At 62.8% G+C, this 23,592-nt stretch carries 21 protein-coding genes; 14 read left to right on the top strand and 7 right to left on the bottom strand.

Features of this window, described 5'->3' with window-relative positions:
- Nucleotides 1-7 precede the first annotated feature (7 nt).
- On the bottom strand, nt 8-2,395 hold the full coding sequence (locus IAE39_RS11410; protein ID WP_201202301.1) for a PAS domain-containing sensor histidine kinase: 2,388 nt from the start codon (nt 2,393-2,395) through the stop codon (nt 8-10).
- A gap of 95 nt (nt 2,396-2,490) precedes the next feature.
- On the opposite strand from IAE39_RS11410, the gene IAE39_RS11415 reads away from it, so the two are divergent.
- Nucleotides 2,491-3,489, top strand: a complete 999-nt coding sequence (locus IAE39_RS11415) for an alpha/beta hydrolase family protein (RefSeq protein WP_201202303.1) — start codon at nt 2,491-2,493, stop codon at nt 3,487-3,489.
- A gap of 141 nt (nt 3,490-3,630) precedes the next feature.
- Here the strand turns inward: IAE39_RS11415 and IAE39_RS11420 are convergent, their stop codons facing one another.
- The 3 genes from IAE39_RS11420 to IAE39_RS11430 are packed head-to-tail and all read right to left on the bottom strand — an operon-like array spanning nt 3,631 to nt 6,087.
- Complete coding sequence (locus IAE39_RS11420) at nt 3,631-4,398, bottom strand: TerB family tellurite resistance protein (RefSeq protein WP_201202312.1); 768 nt, start codon at nt 4,396-4,398, stop codon at nt 3,631-3,633.
- A gap of 1 nt (nt 4,399) precedes the next feature.
- A complete protein-coding gene (murU, locus tag IAE39_RS11425) occupies nt 4,400-5,071 on the bottom strand; it encodes an N-acetylmuramate alpha-1-phosphate uridylyltransferase MurU (protein ID WP_201202314.1) in 672 nt (223 codons plus the stop codon).
- Complete coding sequence (locus tag IAE39_RS11430; protein ID WP_201202318.1) at nt 5,068-6,087, bottom strand: aminoglycoside phosphotransferase family protein; 1,020 nt, start codon at nt 6,085-6,087, stop codon at nt 5,068-5,070. Before IAE39_RS11430 ends, murU begins: the two co-directional genes overlap by 4 nt.
- A 130-nt stretch (nt 6,088-6,217) precedes the next feature.
- Here IAE39_RS11430 and IAE39_RS11435 point away from each other — a divergent pair, with 130 nt between their 5' ends.
- The 11 genes from IAE39_RS11435 to IAE39_RS11485 all read left to right on the top strand — a co-directional run bounded on the left by IAE39_RS11435 (nt 6,218) and on the right by IAE39_RS11485 (nt 20,271).
- Nucleotides 6,218-9,019: an LPS-assembly protein LptD gene (locus IAE39_RS11435; RefSeq protein WP_201202319.1), complete on the top strand. Its 2,802-nt coding sequence runs from the start codon at nt 6,218-6,220 to the stop codon at nt 9,017-9,019.
- The gene (surA, locus tag IAE39_RS11440; protein WP_201202320.1) at nt 9,000-10,319 is read left to right on the top strand and encodes a peptidylprolyl isomerase SurA; all 1,320 of its coding nucleotides are present in this window, start codon (nt 9,000-9,002) and stop codon (nt 10,317-10,319) included. The genes IAE39_RS11435 and surA overlap by 20 nt, the downstream gene beginning before the upstream one ends.
- A complete protein-coding gene (pdxA, locus tag IAE39_RS11445) occupies nt 10,316-11,305 on the top strand; it encodes a 4-hydroxythreonine-4-phosphate dehydrogenase PdxA (protein WP_201202322.1) in 990 nt (329 codons plus the stop codon). The genes surA and pdxA overlap by 4 nt, the downstream gene beginning before the upstream one ends.
- Nucleotides 11,302-12,105, top strand: coding sequence for a 16S rRNA (adenine(1518)-N(6)/adenine(1519)-N(6))-dimethyltransferase RsmA (gene rsmA / locus IAE39_RS11450; protein WP_201202324.1), 804 nt, complete (start codon nt 11,302-11,304; stop codon nt 12,103-12,105). Before pdxA ends, rsmA begins: the two co-directional genes overlap by 4 nt.
- Before the next feature lie 187 nt (nt 12,106-12,292).
- Complete coding sequence (gene apaG / locus IAE39_RS11455) at nt 12,293-12,673, top strand: Co2+/Mg2+ efflux protein ApaG (protein WP_201202334.1); 381 nt, start codon at nt 12,293-12,295, stop codon at nt 12,671-12,673.
- Entirely contained in the window at nt 12,673-13,539 is an 867-nt protein-coding gene (locus IAE39_RS11460; protein ID WP_201202336.1) for a symmetrical bis(5'-nucleosyl)-tetraphosphatase, read from the top strand. The genes apaG and IAE39_RS11460 overlap by 1 nt, the downstream gene beginning before the upstream one ends.
- 24 nt (nt 13,540-13,563) lie before the next feature.
- On the top strand, nt 13,564-13,893 hold the full coding sequence (gene glpE / locus IAE39_RS11465) for a thiosulfate sulfurtransferase GlpE (RefSeq protein ID WP_201202342.1): 330 nt from the start codon (nt 13,564-13,566) through the stop codon (nt 13,891-13,893).
- A 283-nt stretch (nt 13,894-14,176) separates the two neighbouring features.
- On the top strand, nt 14,177-16,099 hold the full coding sequence (locus tag IAE39_RS11470) for a PrkA family serine protein kinase (RefSeq protein ID WP_201202343.1): 1,923 nt from the start codon (nt 14,177-14,179) through the stop codon (nt 16,097-16,099).
- A 169-nt stretch (nt 16,100-16,268) separates the two neighbouring features.
- Nucleotides 16,269-17,543 (top strand): YeaH/YhbH family protein, encoded by a 1,275-nt coding sequence (locus IAE39_RS11475; protein ID WP_201202344.1) that lies wholly within the window; start codon nt 16,269-16,271, stop codon nt 17,541-17,543.
- Nucleotides 17,540-19,108 (top strand): SpoVR family protein, encoded by a 1,569-nt coding sequence (locus IAE39_RS11480; protein WP_201202345.1) that lies wholly within the window; start codon nt 17,540-17,542, stop codon nt 19,106-19,108. The genes IAE39_RS11475 and IAE39_RS11480 overlap by 4 nt, the downstream gene beginning before the upstream one ends.
- A gap of 56 nt (nt 19,109-19,164) precedes the next feature.
- Nucleotides 19,165-20,271 (top strand): multifunctional CCA tRNA nucleotidyl transferase/2'3'-cyclic phosphodiesterase/2'nucleotidase/phosphatase, encoded by a 1,107-nt coding sequence (locus IAE39_RS11485; protein WP_201202347.1) that lies wholly within the window; start codon nt 19,165-19,167, stop codon nt 20,269-20,271.
- A 109-nt stretch (nt 20,272-20,380) separates the two neighbouring features.
- On the opposite strand, the gene folK is transcribed toward IAE39_RS11485, so the two are convergent.
- Nucleotides 20,381-20,890, bottom strand: a complete 510-nt coding sequence (folK, locus tag IAE39_RS11490) for a 2-amino-4-hydroxy-6-hydroxymethyldihydropteridine diphosphokinase (RefSeq protein ID WP_201202348.1) — start codon at nt 20,888-20,890, stop codon at nt 20,381-20,383.
- Nucleotides 20,881-21,237, bottom strand: coding sequence for a dihydroneopterin aldolase (gene folB, locus IAE39_RS11495; protein WP_009682799.1), 357 nt, complete (start codon nt 21,235-21,237; stop codon nt 20,881-20,883). The genes folK and folB overlap by 10 nt, the downstream gene beginning before the upstream one ends.
- 74 nt (nt 21,238-21,311) lie before the next feature.
- On the opposite strand from folB, the gene plsY reads away from it, so the two are divergent.
- Nucleotides 21,312-21,881, top strand: a complete 570-nt coding sequence (gene plsY, locus IAE39_RS11500; protein WP_201202350.1) for a glycerol-3-phosphate 1-O-acyltransferase PlsY — start codon at nt 21,312-21,314, stop codon at nt 21,879-21,881.
- A 30-nt stretch (nt 21,882-21,911) separates the two neighbouring features.
- On the opposite strand, the gene tsaD is transcribed toward plsY, so the two are convergent.
- Nucleotides 21,912-22,937, bottom strand: coding sequence for a tRNA (adenosine(37)-N6)-threonylcarbamoyltransferase complex transferase subunit TsaD (gene tsaD, locus IAE39_RS11505; RefSeq protein ID WP_201202354.1), 1,026 nt, complete (start codon nt 22,935-22,937; stop codon nt 21,912-21,914).
- Between the two features lie 204 nt (nt 22,938-23,141).
- Between tsaD and rpsU the strand changes: the two genes are divergently transcribed.
- Nucleotides 23,142-23,357 carry a 30S ribosomal protein S21 gene (gene rpsU / locus IAE39_RS11510; RefSeq protein ID WP_003255575.1) on the top strand — a complete coding sequence of 72 codons (216 nt, stop codon included), beginning with the start codon at nt 23,142-23,144 and terminating at the stop codon, nt 23,355-23,357.
- Nucleotides 23,358-23,592 lie beyond the last annotated feature (235 nt).

A 23,592-nucleotide genomic window follows, 5' to 3' on the forward strand; every position in this document is an offset into this window, starting at 1 on the left:
TGCTCTCCTACTCCAACGGAATGGCCACGCTCAGGCTGGTGCCTTCGCCCGGTTGACTGTCCAGCGCCATGCTGCCGCCCAGCATCAGTACCCGCTCGCGCACCCCTACCAGGCCAAACGAGGTGGGCCGGGCCTGCTCGCGGCAAAAGCCCTGGCCATCATCGCTGACCGTCATGCGCAACTGCCCGCCCTCATGCACCAGCTCGATCTCCACGCTGTGGGCCTGGGCGTGGCGCATCACGTTGGTCAGCGCTTCCTGGAGGATACGGAACAAGCCGGTAGCCTTGGCGTCGCTCAATGCTGGCAGATTATCCGGTACTTGTACCAGGCAAGGGATTTGCGTGCGCGCTTCAAAGCGTCGTGCCTGCCACTCGATGGCCGAGGCGATACCGGCATCAAGAATGGGTGGGCGCAGGGCAGTCGCCACGTCGCGCACCAGCTGGAACAGCTGGGCGATCAGGCGCTTCATGCTGGTCAGGCGCTCGTTCAGGCCTGGGTCCAGTTCGGCAAAGGCCAGCTCGCACATCGACACTTCCAGCTTGAGCACGGTCAGCATCTGCCCAAGCTCATCATGCACTTCCCGGGCAATACGGGCTTTTTCTTCCTCGCGCACGCTCTCCAGGTGGGCCGACAGCTCACGCAGCTGCTCCTGGGACCTGGCCAACGCCAACTCGGCCCGCTTGCCCTGTGTGATGTCCCACACTACGCCGTCCCACACCACCTGGCCGTTGCCCAGGCGCCGGGTACTGGCCTTGATGTCGGCCCAGCGCTGTTCGCCCTGGCGGGTGAGGACGCGCCCCTGCCAGGACCAGTCCTGATCGCTGGCCAGGGCCAGGTCCTGCACCCGGTGGTAATCGGCGCGGTCTTCGGGGTGCACCAGGTTGCGCAGGCCCATCTGCGGGTGCTGGATCTCGCTGGGCGCATACCCCACCAAGGCTTCGCTGCCCTCGCTGATGTAGGGAAACTCCAGGTCGCCCTCGGCCGGGTCGCGCTCCAGACGAAACACCAGCCCCGGTACGTTGCCGGCAATGCCCTTGAGCCGTGCCTCGCTTTCGCGCAGCGCTGCCAGAGCGCGGTGGCGCTCGGTCACATCGGCGAGGTAGACCACCAGGTACTCGGAGTCGCGAAAACGCAAAAAGCTCAGCGACAGCTCCACCGGCAGCAGGCTGCGGTCGGCCCGTCGGCACTGGGTTTCGAACTGGCCGACACCCCCCGTCCCGGTACGTGCACCCTTCCACAGCTCCAGCCAGCGGTCCATGTTCAGGCTTGGCTCGAAGTCGCTGAACGGCCGTTCCAGCAGCTCGCCCTCGGCATAACCGAGCATGCGTTCGGCAGCGTGGTTGGCGTAACGCACATGGCTGTCCCAGTTGACCCAGAGGATACCCACCGTGCTCTGGTCGATCGCGAACTGGCTCAGGCGCAGCGCCTCTTCACGCACCTGGCGCTCCACCAGGCTTTCCCGCGTGGCCAGCAGGCTGCGCTCCAGTTGACGCTGTTGCCGGCGTTGCCACACCAGGGTGGCCAGCGCGCACAACAGCAGCATGCCAAACAGCAAGGCCAGGTTCTGCCAGAAACCGGGCGACTCGCTCAAACGCGGGTACTTGGGCTGCAACCAACGCTGATGCAGTTGCTCCAGCTCCTTGGCGGGCAACGCCTGCAAGCCTCGCTCGAGTACGTCGGCCAGCAGCGGCCAGTCGCGCCGCGAACCGATGCGCAGCAGCTGCGGCAGGCCGATATCACCCACCACGGCCAGCTCGCCGAACTCGCTTTCACGTGACAGGCGACTGAGCTGCGCTTCATCCAGCACCGCGAAACTGGCCTGGCCACCCACCACCAGTTGCAAGGCCTCGCGTTCGTTAGGCACGCCCTGCAGGTTGAGGCTGCCATAGTTGCCGCGCAGGTAGTCTGCCAGTTGGCTGGGCATGCGTACGGCTACCCGCTGCTCGGCGTCCAGCGTTTCCAGCTCCACGGCCATGGCCCCGGTACGCGGCCCCACCACCAGTTGCGGCACGCGCATGTACGGGTCACTGAACAGCCACAAGCGCAGGCTGGCCGGGGTCTGGGTAAGGCCTGGGGCAAAGTCGATTTCGCCGCTCTGCAGGGCATGCTCAAGGCTGGCCTGGTCGTTGAAGTTGCGCCAGGTAAGGTCCAGGCGCAGCACCTGGGCCAAGCTGCTCACCAACTCCACGTTGGCCCCATACAGTTGCTGCAGGCGCCGGTCGAACTGGGCATAGGGTGCCTGCAATACCAGGCCGACGCGCAGGCTGCGATGCGTGTCCAGCCATTGCTGCTGGGCAGGTTCCAGCGCAACGGCGGGCAGCGTCTCGGGCCGGGCGATTGCCATCAAGGGCAGCCACAAGCAGCCGATAACCAACAGGCGACGCACTCGCTTCATCTTCACGCTCGGCTTGGTAAGGGCGGCCATGCAGCATGGCCGTCACGGGCAAATACTATTAGGCTGCCGGTATCATTCTGGCCTTGGGTTGACTCATGTCCACACTTTATCGCACGACGCTGGCAATGTGCTGCCTGGCCTCGGTCCTTCCACTCGGTGCCGTGGCCGCCGATGCCGAAAAACCACCTGCAGCCACCGCGGCGCCTGCTGCCGAAGCCCCGCGCCCGCCGCTACTGGAGCGCAGCCAGGAAGATGCCCAGGCACTTGAACGGCTGGTGCCCAAGGCCGAGCAGCAGACCCTGCAGGCGGGTGCCGACAGCTTCCTGGCGCTGTGGAAACCCGCCAACGACAGCGACCCGCAAGGGGCGGTGATCATCGTCCCCGGTGCCGGTGAAACGGCCGACTGGCCGAACGCCGTCGGCCCGCTGCGGCAAAAATTCCCCGATGCAGGCTGGCACAGCCTGAGCATCAGCCTGCCCGACCTGCTCGCCGACAGCCCGCAGGCACGGGTCGAGGCCAAGCCCGCTGCCGAGCCGGAAAAGCCCAAGGGTGAAAGCGCACCGGTCAAGGATGTGCCCGCCGACGCCAATGCCAACGTCGCCCAGGCCACTGCGGCCGATGCCGACACGGCAGAGAGCACCGACGCCGAACTGGCCAGCGAACAGAGCGACGCTGCCGATGCCGAGCGCATTTTCGCCCGCCTGGATGCCGCCGTGGCGTATGCCCAGCAGCACAACGCCCGCAGCATCGTGCTGATTGGCCACGGCAGCGGCGCGTACTGGGCTGCCCGCTACCTGAGCGAGAAGCAACCGCCGCAAGTGCACAAGCTGGTGATGGTGGCGGCGCAAACGCCGGCGCGGGTGGAGCATGACCTGGTAAGCCTGGCGCCAACCTTGAAGGTGCCGACAGCCGACATCTACTACGCCACCCGCAGTGCTGACCGCAGTGCGGCCGGGTTGCGCCTGCAGGCCAGCAAACGGCAGAAAGACAGCCAGTATCGGCAGTTGTCGCTGATTGCCATGCCAGGTAACAAGGCGGCCGAGCAGGAACAGTTGTTCCGCCGGGTGCGGGGGTGGATGAGCCCGCAGGGATAACGCCGTTTGGTCATTCGCGGGTAAACCCGCTCCCACATACTGCGCAAAGATCAAGGCCTGCAAAAGACCTCCCACAGGTACTGCGCAGGGATCAAGGCCTGCGGACATCCTGTGGGAGCGGCTTTAGCCGCGAAGAGGCCCTTACAGACCCCTCCGCTTGCGGATCATGGCATAGGCCTGATGCAACTCCCGCGTGCGCTCGGTCGCTTCACGCACCTGCGCCTCAGTGGCGCCGGTGCCCGCCAGCTTGTCCGGGTGATGCCGGCTGACCAACCGGCGATAGGCCTGCTTGACCTTGTCGACCTCGGTGTCCGCCTCGACCGCCAGCAAGCGCAACGCCGCCGCATAAGTCATGGCCACCCCTTCCGGCCTGACGGCCTTGCGCGGCTCGTATTCCAGTGACATGGCCTGCACCTGGCGCCGGCTCATGCCCAGCTTGTTACCCCAGTCCAGCAGCAGCTCACGCTCTTTGTTGCCCATCTTGCCGTCGGCCCAGACCATGCGCCAACAGGCGCGCAAGGTGCCTTCGGCCGCATGCGGCTGCTGGCGAATACGCCGCAGGTGGCCGCCAAGCCGGTCCTTGCCGGCCTTGCCGCGGTTGAATGCATTGATTGCGCGTAACCGTGCCGGCTCGGCCAGGTCCAGGCGTACCATTTCCTGGCGCGCCTGCTGGATATGCTGCTCGGCCACCCGGCCATCGCACTTGGCCAGGCGCCCGAGCATCACGAACAGCAGCTCGTCATCGCGCATCGGCGGGCGCCCGCTCAGGCGTTCGCGCATGTCGTCCCAGCCTTCCAGGCGCAAACGGCGGTCGAGGGCCTGCCCTAGCAACACGCCGAGCAAGGCGCCCGGAATACTGGCCACGGCAAAGCCGGCGCCGGCGCCAATCAGTGTCCCTGGCCACCACATGTCAGGCGCGCTCGCCAATCAGGCGCTCGGCCTCGGCCAGGCGCTCGAGCGTGCCGACATCTACCCAGTACCCGCGGTAGTGCTCGCCAGAGACCTTGCCGGCCACCATGGCCTGGCGCAACAGCGGTGCCAACTTGAAGGCACCGGCCTGGCAACCGTCGAACAGCGCCGGGTGCAGCACCGAAATGCCACTGAAGGTCAGCGTGCCGGGCGCATCATCGCCATCGACGACCTGCCCGCCCACCAGGCGGAAATCGCCACGGCCATGATGGCCAGGGTTATCGACCAGCACCAGATGAGCAAGGCCTTGCAGCGGGGCCTGCAGGCTCGCGAAATCGTAGTCGGTCCAGACATCGCCGTTCACCAGCAGGAAGGGGCCATCGCCCAACAGTGGCAGGGCCTTGAGGATACCGCCGCCGGTTTCCAGCGGCTCGCCCTCCGGCGAGTAGCGGATGCTCAGGCCGAAGCGGCTGCCATCCCCCAGGTGGTCTTCGATCTGCTGGCCGAGCCAGGCATGGTTGATCACCACCTCGGTAATGCCCGCTGCCGCCAGCGCGCGCAGGTGGTATTCGATCAGCGGCTGGCCGGCGACCGGGATTAACGGTTTGGGGGTGTGCAAGGTCAGCGGGCGCATGCGCTCGCCTTTACCTGCAGCCAGGATCATTGCCTTCATGCACGCGCTCCGGCCTGCAACTCGGCAATCAGCGCACCCAGCTCCGCCAATTCGGGCCGGCGACCGATCACTTCATCTATATAGGCGAAGAAACGTGGTACGTCGCCCAGGTAGCGCGGCTTGCCGTCGCGGTGGCAAATACGGGCAAAGATGCCGATGACCTTCAGGTGGCGCTGCACGCCCATCAGGTCGCTGGCGCGCTGAAAGGCCTCAAACTCCGTATGCACCGGAATGCCGGCAGCCTGCGCCTGCTGCCAGTAGTCGCGCAGCCAACCTTCTACCCGCGCCTGCGGCCAGCTGACGAAGGCGTCCTTGAACAGGCAGGTGATGTCGTAGGTAACCGGGCCGTACACCGCATCCTGGAAGTCCAGCACGCCGGGGTTGGGGCTGCTCTGCATCAGGTTGCGCGGCATGTAGTCGCGGTGCACCAGCACCTTGGGCTGGGCCAGGGCGCTGTCGATCAGCAGTTGGCTGACACGCTGCCAGGTGGCTTTCTGGCTGTCGTCGAGGGCCAGGCCAAGCTCACGCCCCACATACCACTCGGGGAACAGCTCGACCTCGCGCCGCAGCAGGGCGTCGTCATAGCTGGGCAACTGGCCGTCCAGCGGCAGGCGCTGGAACTTCAGCAGCGCTTCGATAGCGTCGGCAAACAGCCCATCGGCGTTGTCGGCATCAATGATATCCAGGTATGTCTGATGACCCAGGTCGCCCAGCAGCAGGAAACCACGTTCCAGGTCCTGGGCGTGAATCAGTGGTACATGCACACCGGCGCTGGCCAGCAACTGATCAATGGCGACGAACGGTCGGCAGTTCTCCTGCGGCGGTGGTGCATCCATGACCACGAAGCTGTGGCCGGCGCCCTGCCAGCGGAAGTAACGGCGGAAGCTGGCATCGCTGCTGGCGGCGGTCAGGCTGCCTTCGGGTACTTCGCCCCAGGCGTTGCTGCGGAATAGATCATTGAGCTGCTCAGCGAGCCAGACCGTCAGTTGTTGCAGGCGTACATCGTGTTCAGGCATTACAAGGGTCTCCGACGGCCCTAGCCGTCAAGCGGGTCATGCTTTATTATCCAGCATCTTTTTCAGACCATCGAGAGGCGTGCGGCCCCACACGCGGGCAGATGGCACGCAGGAAGCCCGGACTAATAAGATGGCATTGAAATCCCCCGCGTTTCGTAGAAAGTTTCCGTTGCTGGTAACCGGCGGTCTGCTGGCCCTGCAACCTCTGGCCACATCGTACGTGGTGGCAGCCGAGCAGTTCGACTGCCAAGTGTCCGCCGCCGGCGGCTGGGACTGCAAGCCCAAAGCCCCGGTCAGCAACCTGCCGCCACGCCCGGTGCACGAGGGTGCTGCCGTCAGCGCCGGCACCGAGGCCGCCAGCGAAGGCGAAACCGCGGACAAGCCGATGCTGGTCACCGAGGCCAAGGGCCGCGGCCTGAAGTCGCGCAGCGAAGACTACAGCCACCTGGACTGGGTGCCGCGTGAAAAGCTCACTGCCGCACAGCTGGCCGAAACCGGCCCGTACTGCGGTGGCGCCTACATCGAGCCAACCCGACCGGGCATGGCCGACACCACGCCGAAAGACGAGTCGCCGACCTACATCAACGCCAAGGTGTCCAAGTACCAGCAGGAGCAGCAGATCGCTACCCTCGCCGGTGACGTGGTCATGCGCCAGGGCAGCATGCAGGCCGAAGCCGACGAAGCCAACCTGTACCAGGCCGAGAACCGGGGCGAGCTCAAGGGCAACGTCAAGATCCGGGACAACGGCTCGCTGGTAGTGGGTGACCAGGCAGAAATCCAGCTCGACACGGGCGAAGCCCAGGTCGACAACGCCGAATACGTGATGCACAAGTCGCACATCCGCGGCAACGCCCTGTACGCCAAGCGTGGCGAAAACGCCATCATCCGTCTCAAGGACGGTACGTACACCACCTGCGAACCGGGCAGCAACGCCTGGCAGCTGAAGGGCAACAACATCACCCTGAACCCGGCTACCGGCTTCGGTACGGCGACCAACGTCACCCTGCGGGTCAAGGATTTCCCGGTGTTCTACACACCGTACATCTACTTCCCGATCGACGACCGTCGCCAGTCCGGCTTCCTGCCGCCTTCGTTCAGCACCAGCAGCGACACCGGCTTCATGCTGGTCACGCCGTACTACTTCAACCTGGCACCGAACTACGACGCCACGTTGTACCCGCGCTACATGACCAAACGCGGCTTGCTGATGGAAGGCGAATTCCGCTACCTGACCAAGTCCAGCGAAGGCCAGTTCGGTGGCGCGTACCTGAACGACAAGGACGACGACCGCAAAGACCAGACTGACTACAAAGAACAGCGCTGGATGGTCAACTGGCAGCACAAGGGTGGCCTGGACGAGCGCCTGATGACCGAGGTGGACTACACCGACATCAGCGACCCGTTCTACTTCCAGGACCTGGAGTCGGACCAGATCGGCGTGGAAAGCCGCGACCTGCTGAACCAGCAAGGTGCGCTGACCTATCGTGGCGAAGGCTACACTGCCCGGCTGAACGTGCATGCCTACGAGATGGCGACCATCTCGCAGATCACCCCGTATGACCGCCTGCCGCAGCTGACCCTCAACGGTACGCTGCCATTCCAGCCCGGTGGCCTGAACCTGGGTTACGAAACCGAAGCGGTTCGCTTTGACCGTGACCTGAAGAATGACTTTGTCCGCGACAAAGACGGCAACCCGGACTTCTCGGCCGGGGCAGCAGGTCGCCGCCTGGATGAGAACGTCAGCGGCATTGCCCGCGCCAACGGTACTCGCCTGAATGTGGCCCCGTCGATCAGCCTGCCGATGCAAGCCAGCTACGGCTACGTCACGCCGAAGCTGAAGTACGCTTACACCCATTACGATCTGGATCTGGACAGCAAGGGCAAAGCCGAAGCGATCGCACAATCGTCGCTGCCTGGCTACGGAAGCTACAACAGCTCGCTGGACCGCGATGTCCCGATCTTCAGTGTCGACAGCGGCCTGTACTTCGACCGCAACACCTCGATGTTCGGTACCAACTACCGGCAGACCCTCGAGCCGCGCCTGTTCTACCTCTATGTCCCGTACAAGGACCAGAAGGACATCCCGCTGTTCGACTCGAGCGAGACACTGTTCAACTATGACTCGCTGTTCTACGACAACCGCTTCAGCGGCACCGACCGCATCGGCGACGAGAACAAGCTGTCGCTGGGCGTGACCACCCGCTGGATCGAAGACAACGGCTTCGAACGCCAGAACTTCAGCATCGGCCAGGCTTACTACTTCAAGGACCGCAAGGTCCAGCTGCCAGGCATCGACTACAGCACCCGTAAAGATGCGCAGTCCGATGTGTCGCCGTATGCGCTCAAGTACGCCTACTTCTTCAACCGCGACTGGCGCTTCAATTCGGACTTCAACTGGGACCCGGACAGCCGCAGCACCCGCTCGGGCAGCGCGATGTTCCACTACCAGCCTGAAGACAACCCGAACAAGATCGTCAACCTGGGTTATCGCTACCGTAACGACACCATTTCGTACGATTCCACGACCGGTACCTGGAAAGTGGGTGGCGGCGACTATGGCGTTGAAGGGCAGCCTAACTTCATCAAGGATTACTACAAGATCCAGCAGCACGACTTCTCGGTCATCTGGCCGATCGTGCCGCAGTGGAGCGTGATTGCCCGTTGGCAGCATGACTACAACCGCAACCGCACCCTGGAAGCCATGGGTGGTTTCGAATACGACAACTGCTGCTGGAAGCTGCGTCTGGTCAACCGTTACTGGATCGACTACGACGATTTCAGCCAGGCCCTTCCACAGAACGAAAAAGGCGACCACGGTGTCTTCCTTCAGATCGTCCTGAAAGGTCTCGGTGGTGTAGTGGGCAACAAGGTCGAATCTTTCCTCGACCAAGGCATTCAAGGTTATCGTGAACGTGAAGACCAAGCTTATTGATCGACTGCGCCCAGTGCTGCTGGGCGTCGCTTTGCTGAGTGGCGCGGTACATGCCGCGGTACAACCGCTTGATCGCGTGGTGGCCATCGTCGATAACGACGTGGTCATGCAAAGCCAGCTGGACCAGCGCGTCCACGAAGTGCAGCAAACCATCGCCAAGCGTGGCGGCGGCGTGCCGCCCGCCGGCGCCCTGGAACAGCAGGTGCTGGAACGCCTGATCGTCGAGAATCTGCAGCTGCAGATCGGCGAGCGCTCGGGCATCCGCATCACTGACGAAGAGCTGAACCAGGCCATCGGCACCATTGCCCAGCGCAATGGCATGTCGCTGGACCAGTTCCGCGCCGCCCTGGCCCACGACGGCCTGTCGTTCGACGACGCCCGCGACCAGGTCAAGCGCGAGATGATCATCAGCCGCGTGCGCCAGCGCCGCGTGGCCGAGCGCATCCAGGTGTCGGAGCAGGAAGTGAAGAACTTCCTCAACTCCGACATGGGCAAGATGCAGATGTCGGAAGAATACCGCCTGGCCAACATCCTCATCCCGACACCGGAAGCGGCCAACTCGGACGACATCCAGAAGGCTGCGCGCAAGGTCGGCGATGTCTACCAGCAGCTCAAGCAAGGTGCGGACTTCGGCCAGATGGCGATTGCCAACTCGGCCAGTGAGAACGCCCTGGAAGGCGGCGAGATGGGCTGGCGTAAAGCCGCCCAGCTACCACCCGACTTCGCCAAGATGCTCAGCAGCATGCCGGTGGGTGAAATCACCCAGCCGATCCGCATCCCCAACGGTTTCATCATCCTCAAGCTGGAAGAGAAGCGCGGTGGCAGCGAGAACGTGCTGCGTGATGAAGTGCACGTGCGCCACATCCTGATCAAGCCAAGCGAGATCCGCAGCGAGGCGGCCACCGAGCAACTGGCCGAGCGCCTGTACGACCGCATCAAGAACGGCGAAGACTTCGGCGAGCTGGCGAAGAGCTTCTCGGAAGACCCGGGTTCGGCGCTTAACGGCGGCGACCTCAACTGGGTAGACCCGAACAGCCTGGTACCGGAGTTCCGCGAGCAGATGGCCAACGCCCAGCAAGGCGAAGTGACCAAGCCGTTCAAGACCCAGTACGGCTGGCACGTACTGGAAGTGCTGGGCCGCCGCGCCACCGACAGCACCGAGCAGGCGCGCGAACAGCAGGCCCTGAGCGTGCTGCGTAACCGCAAGTACGACGAAGAGCTGCAAACCTGGCTGCGCCAGATTCGCGACGAAGCCTACGTTGAAATCAAGCTGCCTGGCGCTGACCAGGCCGCCCAGTGAAGCCCCTGCGCTTCGCCGTCACCCCCGGCGAGCCGGCCGGCATAGGCCCCGACCTGTGCCTGCTGCTCGCCGCAGACGCCCAGCCCCACCCCCTGATTGCCATCACCAGCCGTGACCTGCTCGCCGAGCGGGCCACGCAGCTGGGGCTGGCCGTCAACCTGCTGCCGGTAGCCCCGGGCCAATGGCCCGAGCAGCCGGCGCCAGCGGGTAGCCTGTACGTGTGGGATACCCCTCTGGCAGCCCCGGTTACGCCGGGCCAGCTGGACAAAGCCAACGCCGCGTTCGTGCTGGAAACCCTGACGCGTGCCGGCCAAGGCTGCCTGGACGGGCATTTCGCCGGGATGATCACTGCCCCTGTACACAAGGGCGTGATCAACGAAAGCGGTATCGCCTTCTCCGGGCATACCGAATTCCTCGCCGAACTGACCCACACCGCGCAAGTGGTGATGATGCTGGCCACCCGTGGCCTGCGCGTGGCACTGGTGACCACGCACCTGCCGCTGCGTGACATTGCCGACGCCATCACCGCCGAGCGCGTCGAGCGCGTTACCCGTATCCTGCATGCCGACATGCGCGACAAGTTCGGCATTGCCAACCCGCGCATCCTGGTGTGCGGCCTCAACCCGCATGCGGGTGAAGGCGGCCACCTGGGCCGCGAAGAAATCGACATCATCGAGCCGACCCTGGCCCGCCTGCGCACCGAAGGCATGGACCTGCGCGGGCCGCTGCCGGCCGATACCCTGTTTACCCCCAAATATCTGGAGCACTGCGACGCGGTGCTGGCGATGTACCACGACCAGGGCCTGCCCGTACTCAAGTACAAGGGCTTTGGCGCTGCAGTGAACGTGACCCTGGGCCTGCCGATCATCCGTACCTCGGTTGACCACGGCACCGCCCTGGACCTGGCCGGCAGCGGCAAGGTCGACACCGGTAGCCTGCGCGTCGCGCTGGAAACCGCCTACCAGATGGCCGAGAACCGACCATGAACGAGCAATACCAACACCGGGCGCGCAAGCGCTTCGGCCAGAACTTCCTGCACGACGCCGGCATCATCGACCGCATCCTGCGTGCCATCAACGCCAAGGCCGGCGAACACCTGCTGGAAATCGGCCCGGGCCAGGGCGCCCTGACCGAAGGTCTGCTGGGCAGCGGTGCACAGCTGGACGTGGTGGAACTGGACAAGGACCTGGTGCCGATCCTGCAGCACAAGTTCGCTGACCGCGGCAATTTCCGCCTGCACCAGGGCGACGCCCTGAAGTTCGACTTCAACCAGCTGGGGGTGCCAGCGCGCAGCCTCAAGGTGGTCGGCAACCTGCCCTACAACATCTCCACCCCACTGATCTTCCACCTGCTCAGCCATGCCGGGCTTATCCGCGACATGCACTTCATGCTGCAGAAGGAAGTGGTCGAGCGCATGGCTGCCGGCCCTGGCGGTGGCGACTGGGGGCGTTTGTCGATCATGGTGCAGTACCACTGCCGCGTGGAACACCTGTTCAACGTGGGCCCAGGTGCGTTCAACCCGCCACCGAAAGTGGATTCGGCGATCGTCCGCCTGGTGCCGCACGAAGTGCTGCCGTACCCGGCCAAGGATGCAAAATTGCTGGAGCAGGTGGTACGCGAGGCGTTCAACCAGCGCCGCAAGACCCTGCGCAATACCATGAAAGGCCTGCTCGACAGCGCCGCCATCGAAGCCGCGGGCGTGGATGGCGGCCTGCGCCCTGAGCAGCTGGACCTGGCAGCCTTTGTGCGCCTGGCTGACCAGCTGGCTGATCAGCAGCACGCCTGATTTAACCTGTACCGGCCCTTTCGCGGGTAAACCCGCTCCTACATTCTGTGCGGTCCCTTGTAGGAGCGGGTTTACCCGCGAATAGGCCGGCACAGACAACACATATCCCCAAGCCCTACACCGCTGGCCCTCCCCCCTGCCAATGGCCTAGACTGCATTATTGCGTCAGCTCGCCCAAGGCCCTTGCATGTCCGACCCCCGCTATAAAATCGACGTCAGCGTCGTGACCCGCTTCCTCAAAGAACAATCCGACCCCGAAAACAGTCGTTTCGCGTTCGCCTACACCATCACCGTGCAGAACAACGGCTCGCTCAAGGCCAAGCTGCTGTCACGCCACTGGCTGATCACCAACGGTGACGGCGAGGTCGAAGAAGTGCGTGGCGCCGGCGTGGTCGGCCAGCAGCCCAACATCGACCCGGGCCAAAGCCACACCTACAGCAGCGGTGCGGTCATCAGCACCCGCGTGGGCACCATGCAGGGCAGCTATCAGATGTTTGCCGAAGACGGTAAACGCTTCGATGCCGAGATCGCCCCGTTCCGCCTGGCGGTGCCCGGGGCGCTGCACTGATGGCCACTTATGCCGTCGGCGACCTGCAGGGCTGCCTGCAGCCCCTCAAGTGCCTGCTCGAACGCGTCAACTTCAACCCGGCCGTCGACCGCCTGTGGCTGGTCGGTGACCTGGTAAACCGCGGCCCCGAGTCGCTGGAAACCCTGCGCTTCCTGTATTCGATCCGCCAGTCGCTGGTTTGTGTACTGGGCAATCACGACCTGCACTTGCTAGCCGCCTGGCACAACGTCGAGCGCCTGAAAAAGAGCGACACCCTGCGCGAGATCATCGAAGCCCCGGACGCCGACCAGCTGTTTGACTGGCTGCGCCAGCAAAAGCTGCTGCATTACGATGAGGCCAGGGGCATCGCCATGGCACACGCTGGCATTCCGCCGCAGTGGACGCTGGGGCAAGCGCTGAAGCTGGCAGAAGAAGTGGAGCAAGTGCTGCGCGACGATGGCCGTCTGAAGCCCTACCTCGACGGCATGTACGGCAACGAGCCGAACAAGTGGAGCAAGAACCTCACCGGCGTGGAGCGCCTGCGGGTCATCACCAACTACTTCACGCGCATGCGCTTCTGCACCGCCGAGGGCAAACTCGACCTCAAGAGCAAGGAAGGCCTTGGCACCGCCCCTAAAGGCTACAAGCCCTGGTTTGCCCACAAGGACCGCCGCTCACGCCACGTGAAGATCATCTTCGGCCACTGGGCCGCCCTTGAAGGCCGTGCCGATGAACCTGGCGTCATCGCCTTGGACACCGGCTGCGTGTGGGGCGGCGCCATGACCCTGTACAACGTCGACAGCGGCGAATACCACCGCTGCGACTGCGCCGACGACGGCACCGTTCGCCCGCCGGCTCAACCCACTACACTGAACGACCAACCCTGACTTACTCCGAAGAGAACCGTACCCATGAGCGAATTCAAGCGCATCCCTCCCGAACAGGCCCTGGCCCTGCGCGCGCAAGGTGCGGTAGTCGTCGACATTCGCGACCCGCAAGCCTTCGCTGCCGGCCATATCACCGGCGCCCAGCATCTGGATAACCATTCGGTGGCCGAGTTCATCCGCAATGCCGACCTCGATGCCCCGACCCTGGTGGTGTGCTACCACGGCAACTCCAGCCAGAGCGCAGCCGCCTACCTGGTCAACCAGGGTTTCTCCGACGTCTACAGCGTCGACGGCGGCTTTGAACTGTGGCGCGCCACCTACCCGGCCGAGACAGCCCAAGGCAACGCCGAATAATTTTTTCATTTTTACTGCAGCCCGCGCCACGTGCGGGCTTGCGGCTTATCTGACGAACGGTCGTTCGTAACTTCTACCCACCTCGCCCCTTGACCTTGCAGATAACCAACTACGCTTAAGCTCAGGCCATCCAAAAAAGGGGAGAGCCGGTACACCGGCGTGCGGGTCATCGGTAGCGTTACAGGGTGTTCTGGGGGGTATACAGCAATCGGCGAACCCGGTTGCATGCCAGCATCAGCTGACTGATCCGGCGTCGTCTCCACGTATCGAGCGAGGTGACGTCATGAGTATTTTTAGCCACTTCCAACAACGTTTCGAGTCTACGCGCCAGGAAGAACTCTCGCTGCAGGAGTATCTTGACCTATGCAAGCAAGATAAGAGCGCCTACGCATCTGCGGCCGAACGGCTGTTGCTGGCAATCGGTGAGCCAGAGCTGATCGACACCTCTACCAACTCCAGGCTGTCGCGCATCTTTTCCAACAAGGTTATCCGCCGCTATCCGGCCTTTGCCGACTTCCATGGCATGGAAGAGTGCATCGACCAGATCGTGTCGTACTTCCGCCACGCCGCCCAAGGCCTGGAAGAGAAGAAACAGATCCTCTATTTGCTGGGCCCGGTAGGTGGCGGTAAGTCGTCGCTGGCCGAAAAGCTCAAGCAACTGATGGAAAAGGTACCGTTCTACGCCATCAAGGGTTCGCCGGTATTCGAATCGCCTTTGGGCTTGTTCAACGCTACCGAAGATGGGGCCATCCTCGAGGAAGAGTATGGGATCTCACGGCGCTACCTGAACACCATCATGTCGCCATGGGCCACCAAGCGCCTGCAAGAGTTTGGCGGTGATATCTCCAAGTTCACGGTGGTGAAACTCTACCCCTCGATTCTCAACCAGATCGCCATCGCCAAGACCGAACCCGGCGACGAGAACAACCAGGACATCTCCGCCCTGGTCGGTAAGGTCGATATCCGCAAGCTTGAAGAATTCCCGCAAAACGACGCCGACGCTTACAGCTACTCGGGCGCACTGTGCCGGGCCAACCAGGGCCTGATGGAATTCGTCGAAATGTTCAAGGCGCCGATCAAGGTCCTGCACCCCTTGCTCACCGCCACCCAGGAAGGCAACTACAACAGTACCGAAGGCCTTGGGGCAATTCCCTATACCGGTATCCTGCTGGCCCACTCCAACGAATCGGAGTGGCACACCTTCCGCAACAACAAGAACAACGAGGCGTTCATCGACCGGATCTACATCGTCAAGGTGCCGTACTGCCTGCGTGTCAGCGATGAGATCAAGATCTACGACAAACTGCTGGTCAACAGTTCGCTGTCCAAGGCCCATTGCGCGCCGGACACACTGAAGATGCTGGCCCAGTTCACTGTGCTTTCACGCCTCAAGGAGCCCGAAAACTCCAACATCTATTCGAAGATGCGCGTGTACGACGGGGAGAACCTCAAGGATACCGATCCGAAGGCCAAGTCGATCCAGGAATACCGCGATTCGGCCGGTGTCGACGAAGGCATGAACGGCCTGTCGACCCGTTTCGCCTTCAAGATCCTGTCAAAGGTGTTCAACTTCGACCCACATGAAATCGCCGCCAACCCGGTGCACCTGCTGTACGTGCTGGAGCAGCAGATCGAGCAGGAACAGTTCCCGGCCGAGGTGCGTGAACGCTACCTGCGCTACCTGAAGGAATACCTGGCGCCGCGCTATATCGAGTTCATCGGCAAGGAAATCCAGACGGCCTACCTGGAGTCCTACAGCGAATACGGGCAAAACATCTTCGACCGGTATGTGCTGTACGCCGATTTCTGGATCCAGGACCAGGAATACCGCGACCCGGAAACCGGCGAGATCCTCAACCGCATCGCCCTCAACGAAGAGCTGGAGAAGATCGAGAAGCCGGCCGGCATCAGCAACCCGAAAGACTTCCGCAACGAGATCGTCAACTTCGTACTGCGCGCACGCGCCAACAACAACGGCAAGAACCCAAGCTGGCTCAGCTATGAAAAGCTGCGGGTGGTGATCGAGAAGAAAATGTTCTCCAACACCGAAGACCTGCTGCCTGTCATCAGCTTCAACGCCAAGGCCAGCAAAGAGGACCAGAAGAAGCACAACGACTTCGTCACCCGGATGGTGGAGCGTGGTTATACCGACAAGCAGGTGCGCTTGCTGTCGGAATGGTACCTGCGGGTCAGGAAATCGCAATAAAGCGACAAGCTGCCTAGTGACAAGCTACAAGCTGCAAGCCACAAGCTGTTTGGCGCCGGCGCAAGTCAGGCGCCAACATCTGCGGCAGTGATGGCTGCTTTTACTTGCAGCTTGCCGCTTGGAGCTTATGGCTTGTGGCTTGCAGCTGCTCCCAGCTACCGGAGGGACCATGAGCTACGTTATCGACCGCCGCCTGAACGGCAAGAACAAGAGCACGGTCAACCGCCAGCGCTTCCTGCGGCGGTACCGCGAACACATCAAGAAAGCCGTCGAAGAGGCGGTAAGCCGCCGCTCCATCATGGACATGGAACACGGCGAACAGATCAGCATTCCCGGGCGCGACATCGACGAACCGGTGCTGCACCATGGTCGCGGGGGCAAACAGACCATCGTGCACCCAGGCAACAAGGAATTCACCGCCGGTGAACACATCCCCCGCCCGCAAGGTGGCGGCGGTGGTGGCGGTGGCCGAGGCAAGGCCGGCAACTCCGGCGAAGGCATGGACGAGTTCGTCTTCCAGATCACCCAGGAAGAATTCCTCGAATTCATGTTCGAAGACCTCGAACTGCCCAACCTGGTCAAGCGTCACCTGACCGGTGCCGACACCTTCAAGACCGTACGTGCCGGTATCGCCAACGAGGGCAACCCGTCGCGTATCAACATCGTGCGTACCCTGCGTTCGGCCCATGCCCGGCGTATCGCCCTGACCGGCAGCAGCCGCGCGCTGCTGCGCGAGGCGCAGAAAGAACTGGCCCGGCTGAAAGTCGAAGAGCCGGATAACTTCACCGACATCCAGGAAGTCGAACAGGAAATAGAGCGCCTGAAGGCGCGCATCAACCGCCTGCCCTTCCTTGATACCTTCGACCTCAAGTACAACCTGCTGGTCAAGCAGCCCAACCCAAGCTCCAAGGCGGTGATGTTCTGCCTGATGGACGTCTCCGGCTCGATGACCCAGGCTACCAAGGACATCGCCAAGCGCTTCTTCATACTGCTGTACCTGTTCCTCAAGCGTAACTACGACCGCATCGAAGTCGTATTCATCCGCCACCACACCAGTGCCCGGGAAGTCGACGAAGAAGAGTTCTTCTACTCGCGGGAAACCGGCGGCACCATCGTCTCCAGCGCACTGAAGCTGATGCAGGAGATCATGGCCGAACGCTACCCGGCCAGCGACTGGAACATCTATGCCGCCCAGGCCTCCGACGGCGACAACTGGAACGACGACTCGCCGATCTGCCGCGAAATCCTGTCAAAGCAGATCATGCCCCATGTGCAGTACTACACTTACGTCGAGATCACCCCCCGTGAGCACCAGGCGCTGTGGTACGAGTACGAACGCATCGGCGAAGCCTACCCCGACACGTTCGCCCAACAGCAGCTGGTATCGGCCGGCGACATCTACCCGGTCTTCCGTGAACTCTTCCAGCGCAGGTTAGCCACATGACCGCCAGAGCACAGAGACGCCAACCCATTTCCACCGGGTCCGAGTGGACGTTCGAACTGATCCAGACCTACGACCGGGAAATCAGCCGCCTGGCCGAGCGTTACGCCCTGGACACCTACCCCAACCAGATCGAGGTAATCACGGCCGAGCAGATGATGGATGCCTACGCCTCGGTCGGCATGCCGCTGGGCTACCACCACTGGTCCTACGGCAAGCAGTTCCTCAGCACCGAGAAGTCGTACAGCCGCGGCCAGATGGGCCTGGCCTACGAGATCGTGATCAACTCCGACCCGTGCATCGCCTACCTGATGGAAGAAAACACCATGTGCATGCAGGCACTGGTGATCGCCCATGCCTGCTACGGGCACAACAGTTTTTTCAAGGGCAACTACCTGTTCCGCACCTGGACTGATGCCAGTTCGATCATCGACTACCTGGTGTTTGCCAAGCAGTACATCGCCCAGTGCGAAGAGCGCCACGGCATCGATGCCGTGGAAGACCTGATCGACTCCTGCCATGCCTTGATGAACTACGGGGTCGACCGCTACAAGCGGCCTTACCCGATTTCTGCCGAAGAGGAGCGGCGCAGGCAGCAGGAGCGCGAAGAGCACCTGCAGCGGCAGATCAACGACCTGTGGCGGACCATTCCCAAAAGCGCCGACAAGGGCGGCGAGCGCGATGAGGGGCGGTTCCCCGCCGAACCGCAGGAAAACATTCTGTATTTCATCGAGAAAAACGCCCCGCTGCTTGAACCCTGGCAGCGCGAAGTGGTGCGCATCGTGCGCAAGATCGCCCAGTATTTCTACCCGCAGCGCCAGACCCAGGTAATGAACGAAGGCTGGGCAACCTTCTGGCACTACACCCTGATGAACGACCTGTACGACGAGGGGCTGATCACCGAAGGCTTCATGATGGAGTTCCTGCAGTCGCACACCAGTGTGGTGTTCCAGCCCGGCTTCGACAGCCCTTACTACAGCGGCATAAACCCCTACGCGCTGGGCTTTGCGATGTACACCGACATCCGTCGCATGTGCGAGAACCCGACCGAGGAAGATCGCCACTGGTTCCCCGACATTGCCGGCAGTGACTGGCTTTCTACCATCAAGTTTGCAATGAGCAGCTTCAAGGACGAGAGCTTTATCCTGCAGTACTTGTCACCTAAGGTGATGCGCGACCTCAAGCTGTTCAGCATCCTCGATGACGACCAGCGTGACGACCTGCTGGTGCCCGCCATCCATGACGAAGCCGGCTACCGGGTCATTCGTGAGCAACTGGCGGCCCAGTACAACCTGGGCAACCGTGAGCCGAACGTGCAGATCTGGAGCGTTGACCGCCGCGGTGACCGCTCGCTGACCCTGCGCCACCAGCAACACAACCGCAAGCCGCTGGGCGACTCGACCGAGGAAGTACTCAAGCACCTGCACCGCCTGTGGGGCTTCGATATCCACCTGGAGACCGTGCAAGGCGAGCAGGTGATGAAGACCCACCACATGCCACCACGCGGCGAACACGGCGAAAGCGCCGAGTACGGGCGCATGGACCTGGCGGTCATCCACCACCTCTAGCGCAACGCCATGGCTGCCGACGGGTTATTCTGTCGGCAGTTATGGAGAGGTTGCACATGCACATCTACAAAGTTGGCGGCGCCGTGCGCGACCGCCTGCTCGGCCGCCCCGTCAGCGATATCGACTGGTTGGTGGTTGGCGCCACCGTCGAAGAAATGCTTGCCGAGGGTTATCGCCCGGTCGGTGCCGATTTCCCTGTATTCCTGCATCCGAGAACCGGTGAGGAATATGCGCTGGCGCGCACCGAGCGCAAGAGCGGGCGCGGTTATGGCGGGTTCACTTTCCACGCCAGCCCCGACGTGACCCTGGAAGAAGACCTGATACGGCGCGACCTGACCATCAATGCGATGGCCGAGGATGAAGCGGGCATGGTCTACGACCCTTACCAGGGCAAAGTCGATCTCGATCAACGCGTGTTGCGCCATGTTTCTCCGGCATTCGCCGAAGATCCCTTGCGCGTACTGCGTGTTGCACGCTTTGCTGCCCGTTATGCGCCGCTGGGCTTCCGGGTTGCCGACGAGACCTTGGTGCTGATGCGCCAGATCAGTGCCTCGGGCGAGTTGCAGGCCCTGACCGCCGAACGCAGCTGGAAGGAAATCGAGCGGGCGCTGATGGAAGCGCAACCGCAGGTGTTCTTCCAGGTACTGCGGGCCTGTGGGGCGCAGCAGGAGTTGCTGCCAGAGCTTGATGACGATACCCACGCCCTGGCAGCGCTGGAGCAGGCTGCGCTGCGCGAACAGCCCCTGCACGTGCGCTGGGCCTGCCTGTTGCACGCACTGCCCCCGGCCTCGATCAAGGCGGTGAACCAGCGCCTCAAGGCGCCACGGGAGTGCCAGGAACTGGCGTTGCTGACGGGTGAGTGCCTGGCGCAGGCTGATCAGGCGCTGGCTTTACCTGCTACGGCCGTGCTGGAGCTGCTGCAGAAGTTTGATGTGTACCGGCGACCGCAGCGCTTCGAGGATTTCCTCAGCGCGTGTGAAATGGCTGCACTGGGCGTGGGCAAAGCGGGCTACCCACAGGCCGATTATCTGCGTGGTGCAGCGGCGGCGGCGCGGGCGGTTGATGTGAAGCCGTTGGTGCAGGCCGGGCTGACGGGCCAGGCACTGGGTGAAGCGCTCAAAGCTGAGCGACTGAAGGCGCTTGAGGCTTACCAGCTCGGTTAGCACTAGCGGCCCTTTCGCGGCTGAAGCCGCTCCCACAGTGACCGCGTGAGCCAGATACCTGGGCAGTACCTGTGGGAGCGGCTTCAGCCGCGAAAGGGCCGGGACAGGCTTACGCTGGCGTCAACTGCAACCCACGCCACTCAAAGGCCACCGGGGCCAGCACCTGGTCGATCTGCGCTTCCTGCCACAACTGCGCCATGCTCTTGCCCGCCCCCGGATGCACCAGCTCCGGTGCCAGCAGTGACAGCGGCCACAACACGAAGGCGTTCTTCAAGATCTCGGCCCGGGGCAGCACCAGCCCATCGAAGGTGCCATGCAGGTCGTCGTACATCAGCACGTCGATATCCAGCGGCAACCCTTTGCGATCAGGTGCATAGCGGCCATTTTCGGCTTCGATGAACTTCAGCCGACGGTCCAGCTCGATCACCGGCAACGCGGTTTGCCCGGTCACCACGAAGTTGATGAACGGCCCGCTCTTGATCCCCACCGCCTGGCTTTCGAAAACCGGTGAACAGCGCATGTCGGTGAGGATGCCGGCCAATGCGTCAAGCCCGGCGCACAGGTGCGCCTCACGGTCGATGTTGCTGCCAAGGCCCAGGTAAACCGTGCTCAGAGACATCCGCGCTCGATCTCCACGCCTACACCGCCACGGGCCGCCGGTACCGCACCGGGCTTGGTCAGCTTCAACCGCACCCACGGGATGTGGAACTCTTCCATCAAGGCTGCCACCAGGCGTTCGGCAAAGGTTTCCACCAATTCAAAACGGGCCTGCTCGGCAAACGCCTGGATACGCGCTGACACGCTGGCGTAGTCCAGCGCCAGGTTCAGGTCATCACCCGCTGCCGCCGGGCGGTTGTCCCAGGCAAAGCTCAGGTCCAGGCGCAAGCACTGGCGAATATCCCGCTCCCAGTCATAGGCACCGATGACGGTATCGACTTCCAGGCCTTCGATGAACACTCTGTCCAAGCACTTCTCTCCACAGCACGACAAGGGCGACTGGCGCCGTTAGAATCAGGGCGTCCTCGCCCGGAATAGTTAGCATGTTTTGGTTACTGGCGTTGCTCGCCTACCTGCTCGGCTCGCTGTCCTTCGCCATTGTCCTTAGCCGCCTTTCGGGCAGCCCGGACCCGCGTTCCAGCGGTTCAGGCAATGCAGGCGCCACCAACATGCTACGCCTGGCAGGCCGCAAGATGGCGATCCTGACCCTGCTTGGCGACCTGTGCAAGGGCCTGTTGCCCGTATTGCTCGCCCGCCTTGCCGGGCTGGACCTGCACGAACAGGCCTGGGTTGGCGTGTGCGCGGTGCTGGGCCACCTGTTCCCGCTGTACTTCCGTTTCCAGGGCGGCAAGGGCGTGGCGACGGCCGCCGGCATGCTCATGGCCCTGTACTTCCCGGCCGCACTGCTGGCCATTGGCGCCTGGCTGCTGATCTTCTACCTCACCCGCACCAGCTCGCTGGCCGCACTGATCGCCACGCCGCTGACCCTGCCACTGCTGGCCTGGCGCGAGCCAGAAGCCCTGCTGCCGATCACCGTGCTTACCGCACTGATCGTGTGGAGCCACCGCAGCAACCTGCGCGACCTGTTCGCCGGGCGCGAGCGCCACTTCTGAACCTTACGGCCAAAGCTTGCGCTGCCGCCCTTACAGAGGCGGCAACTGCTCCATCGGCCAGCGTGCCTGCACGCTGATCGCCAGGTCCTGCTGCTGCCCGGCCAACAGGCGCTGGCAACCGGCATAGGCGATCATGGCGCCGTTGTCGGTGCAGAACTGCGGGCGCGCGTAGTACACGTTGCCCTTGATGCTAGCCAGCATGTCTTCCAGCGAGGCGCGCAACGCCTTGTTGGCACTCACGCCACCGGCGATGACCAGGCGCTTGAGGCCCGTCTGCTTGAGGGCACGCTTGCACTTGATGGTCAAAGTCTCCACCACCGCCTGCTGGAATGCCAGGGACACGTCGCAACGGGTTTGCTCACCGTCGTCGCCAGCATTCTTGCATTGCTGCCAGGTGTTCAGGGCAAAGGTCTTCAGGCCGCTGAAGCTGAATTCCAGGCCTGGGCGATCGGTCATCGGCCGCGGGAATACAAAGCGGCCAGGCACGCCCTGCTCTGCCAGGCGCGCAATTTCCGGGCCGCCCGGGTAATTCAGGCCAATCAGCTTGGCAGTCTTGTCGAACGCCTCGCCAGCGGCGTCATCCAGGCTCTCGCCCAGCAGTTCGTACTGGCCGATGCCATCAACCCGAACCAGCTGGGTGTGGCCGCCGGAAACCAACAAAGCGACGAACGGAAACTCGGGCGGGTTTTCTTCCAGCATGGGCGCCAGCAGGTGGCCCTCCATGTGGTGCACGCCAATCGCCGGGATGTCCCAGGCAAAGGCCAGCGCCTGGGCGCAGGACGCCCCTACCAGCAATGCGCCGACCAGGCCGGGGCCCGCGGTGTAGGCAATGGCGTCGATTTCGGTGGCGACACAGCCAGCCTCGTCCAGCACCTGGCGGATGAGTGGCAGCATGCGCTTGACGTGGTCACGCGAGGCAAGCTCGGGCACCACGCCACCAAACACGCGGTGCAGGTCGATCTGGCTAAACAATGCGTCGGCCAGCAGACCGCGTTCACTGTCGTATAATGCGACGCCAGTTTCGTCGCAGGATGTTTCCAATCCCAGTACTAGCATGGGTTCGTCCCTTGTGGGGGCTGAATTCGAAGCCGCGCATGATAGTCCCCGTGTCGGATGCCGACCAGCGGTTTTCGATCAGAGGCTTTGCATTCCGGCTTGCTAAGGGTTAACATCCGCAACCCTTGAAAACCGACGTTCTCCAGCACACCTTTGTTTTGCCAGGAGCACGTCTACCCCGGTAATGAATTAAGGTAGCCCTGGATGCCAGCCGTCAAAGTTAAAGAGAACGAACCCTTCGACGTAGCTCTGCGTCGTTTCAAGCGCTCCTGCGAAAAAGCCGGTGTACTGGCTGAAGTTCGTAGCCGCGAGTTTTACGAGAAGCCGACCGCAGAGCGTAAGCGCAAAGCAGCTGCAGCTGTTAAGCGTCACGCCAAGAAAGTTCAGCGCGAACAGCGCCGCGCCGTTCGTCTGTACTAATACAGGCGTTCAACGCAAAGCTTCTGCCCTGCCCGGCTAACCGCCGGGCGATGGCAGTGGTCGTTTCAAACTTGGGCAGCTAGCCCAAGGCCCTGCACAAGCTTCACGCGAACTGCACATGGGCAACCTGCCTGAAACGTCAGAGCTGGTCCTTCTTGCTGTATGACCAGATGTGCACGTCAGACTGACGGGCCCTTAGGGGCTGGCGACGAGCACACATTTCCTCGCAACTCCC

This window comes from Pseudomonas sp. S37 (assembly GCF_016658545.1).
Classification (GTDB): domain Bacteria; phylum Pseudomonadota; class Gammaproteobacteria; order Pseudomonadales; family Pseudomonadaceae; genus Aquipseudomonas.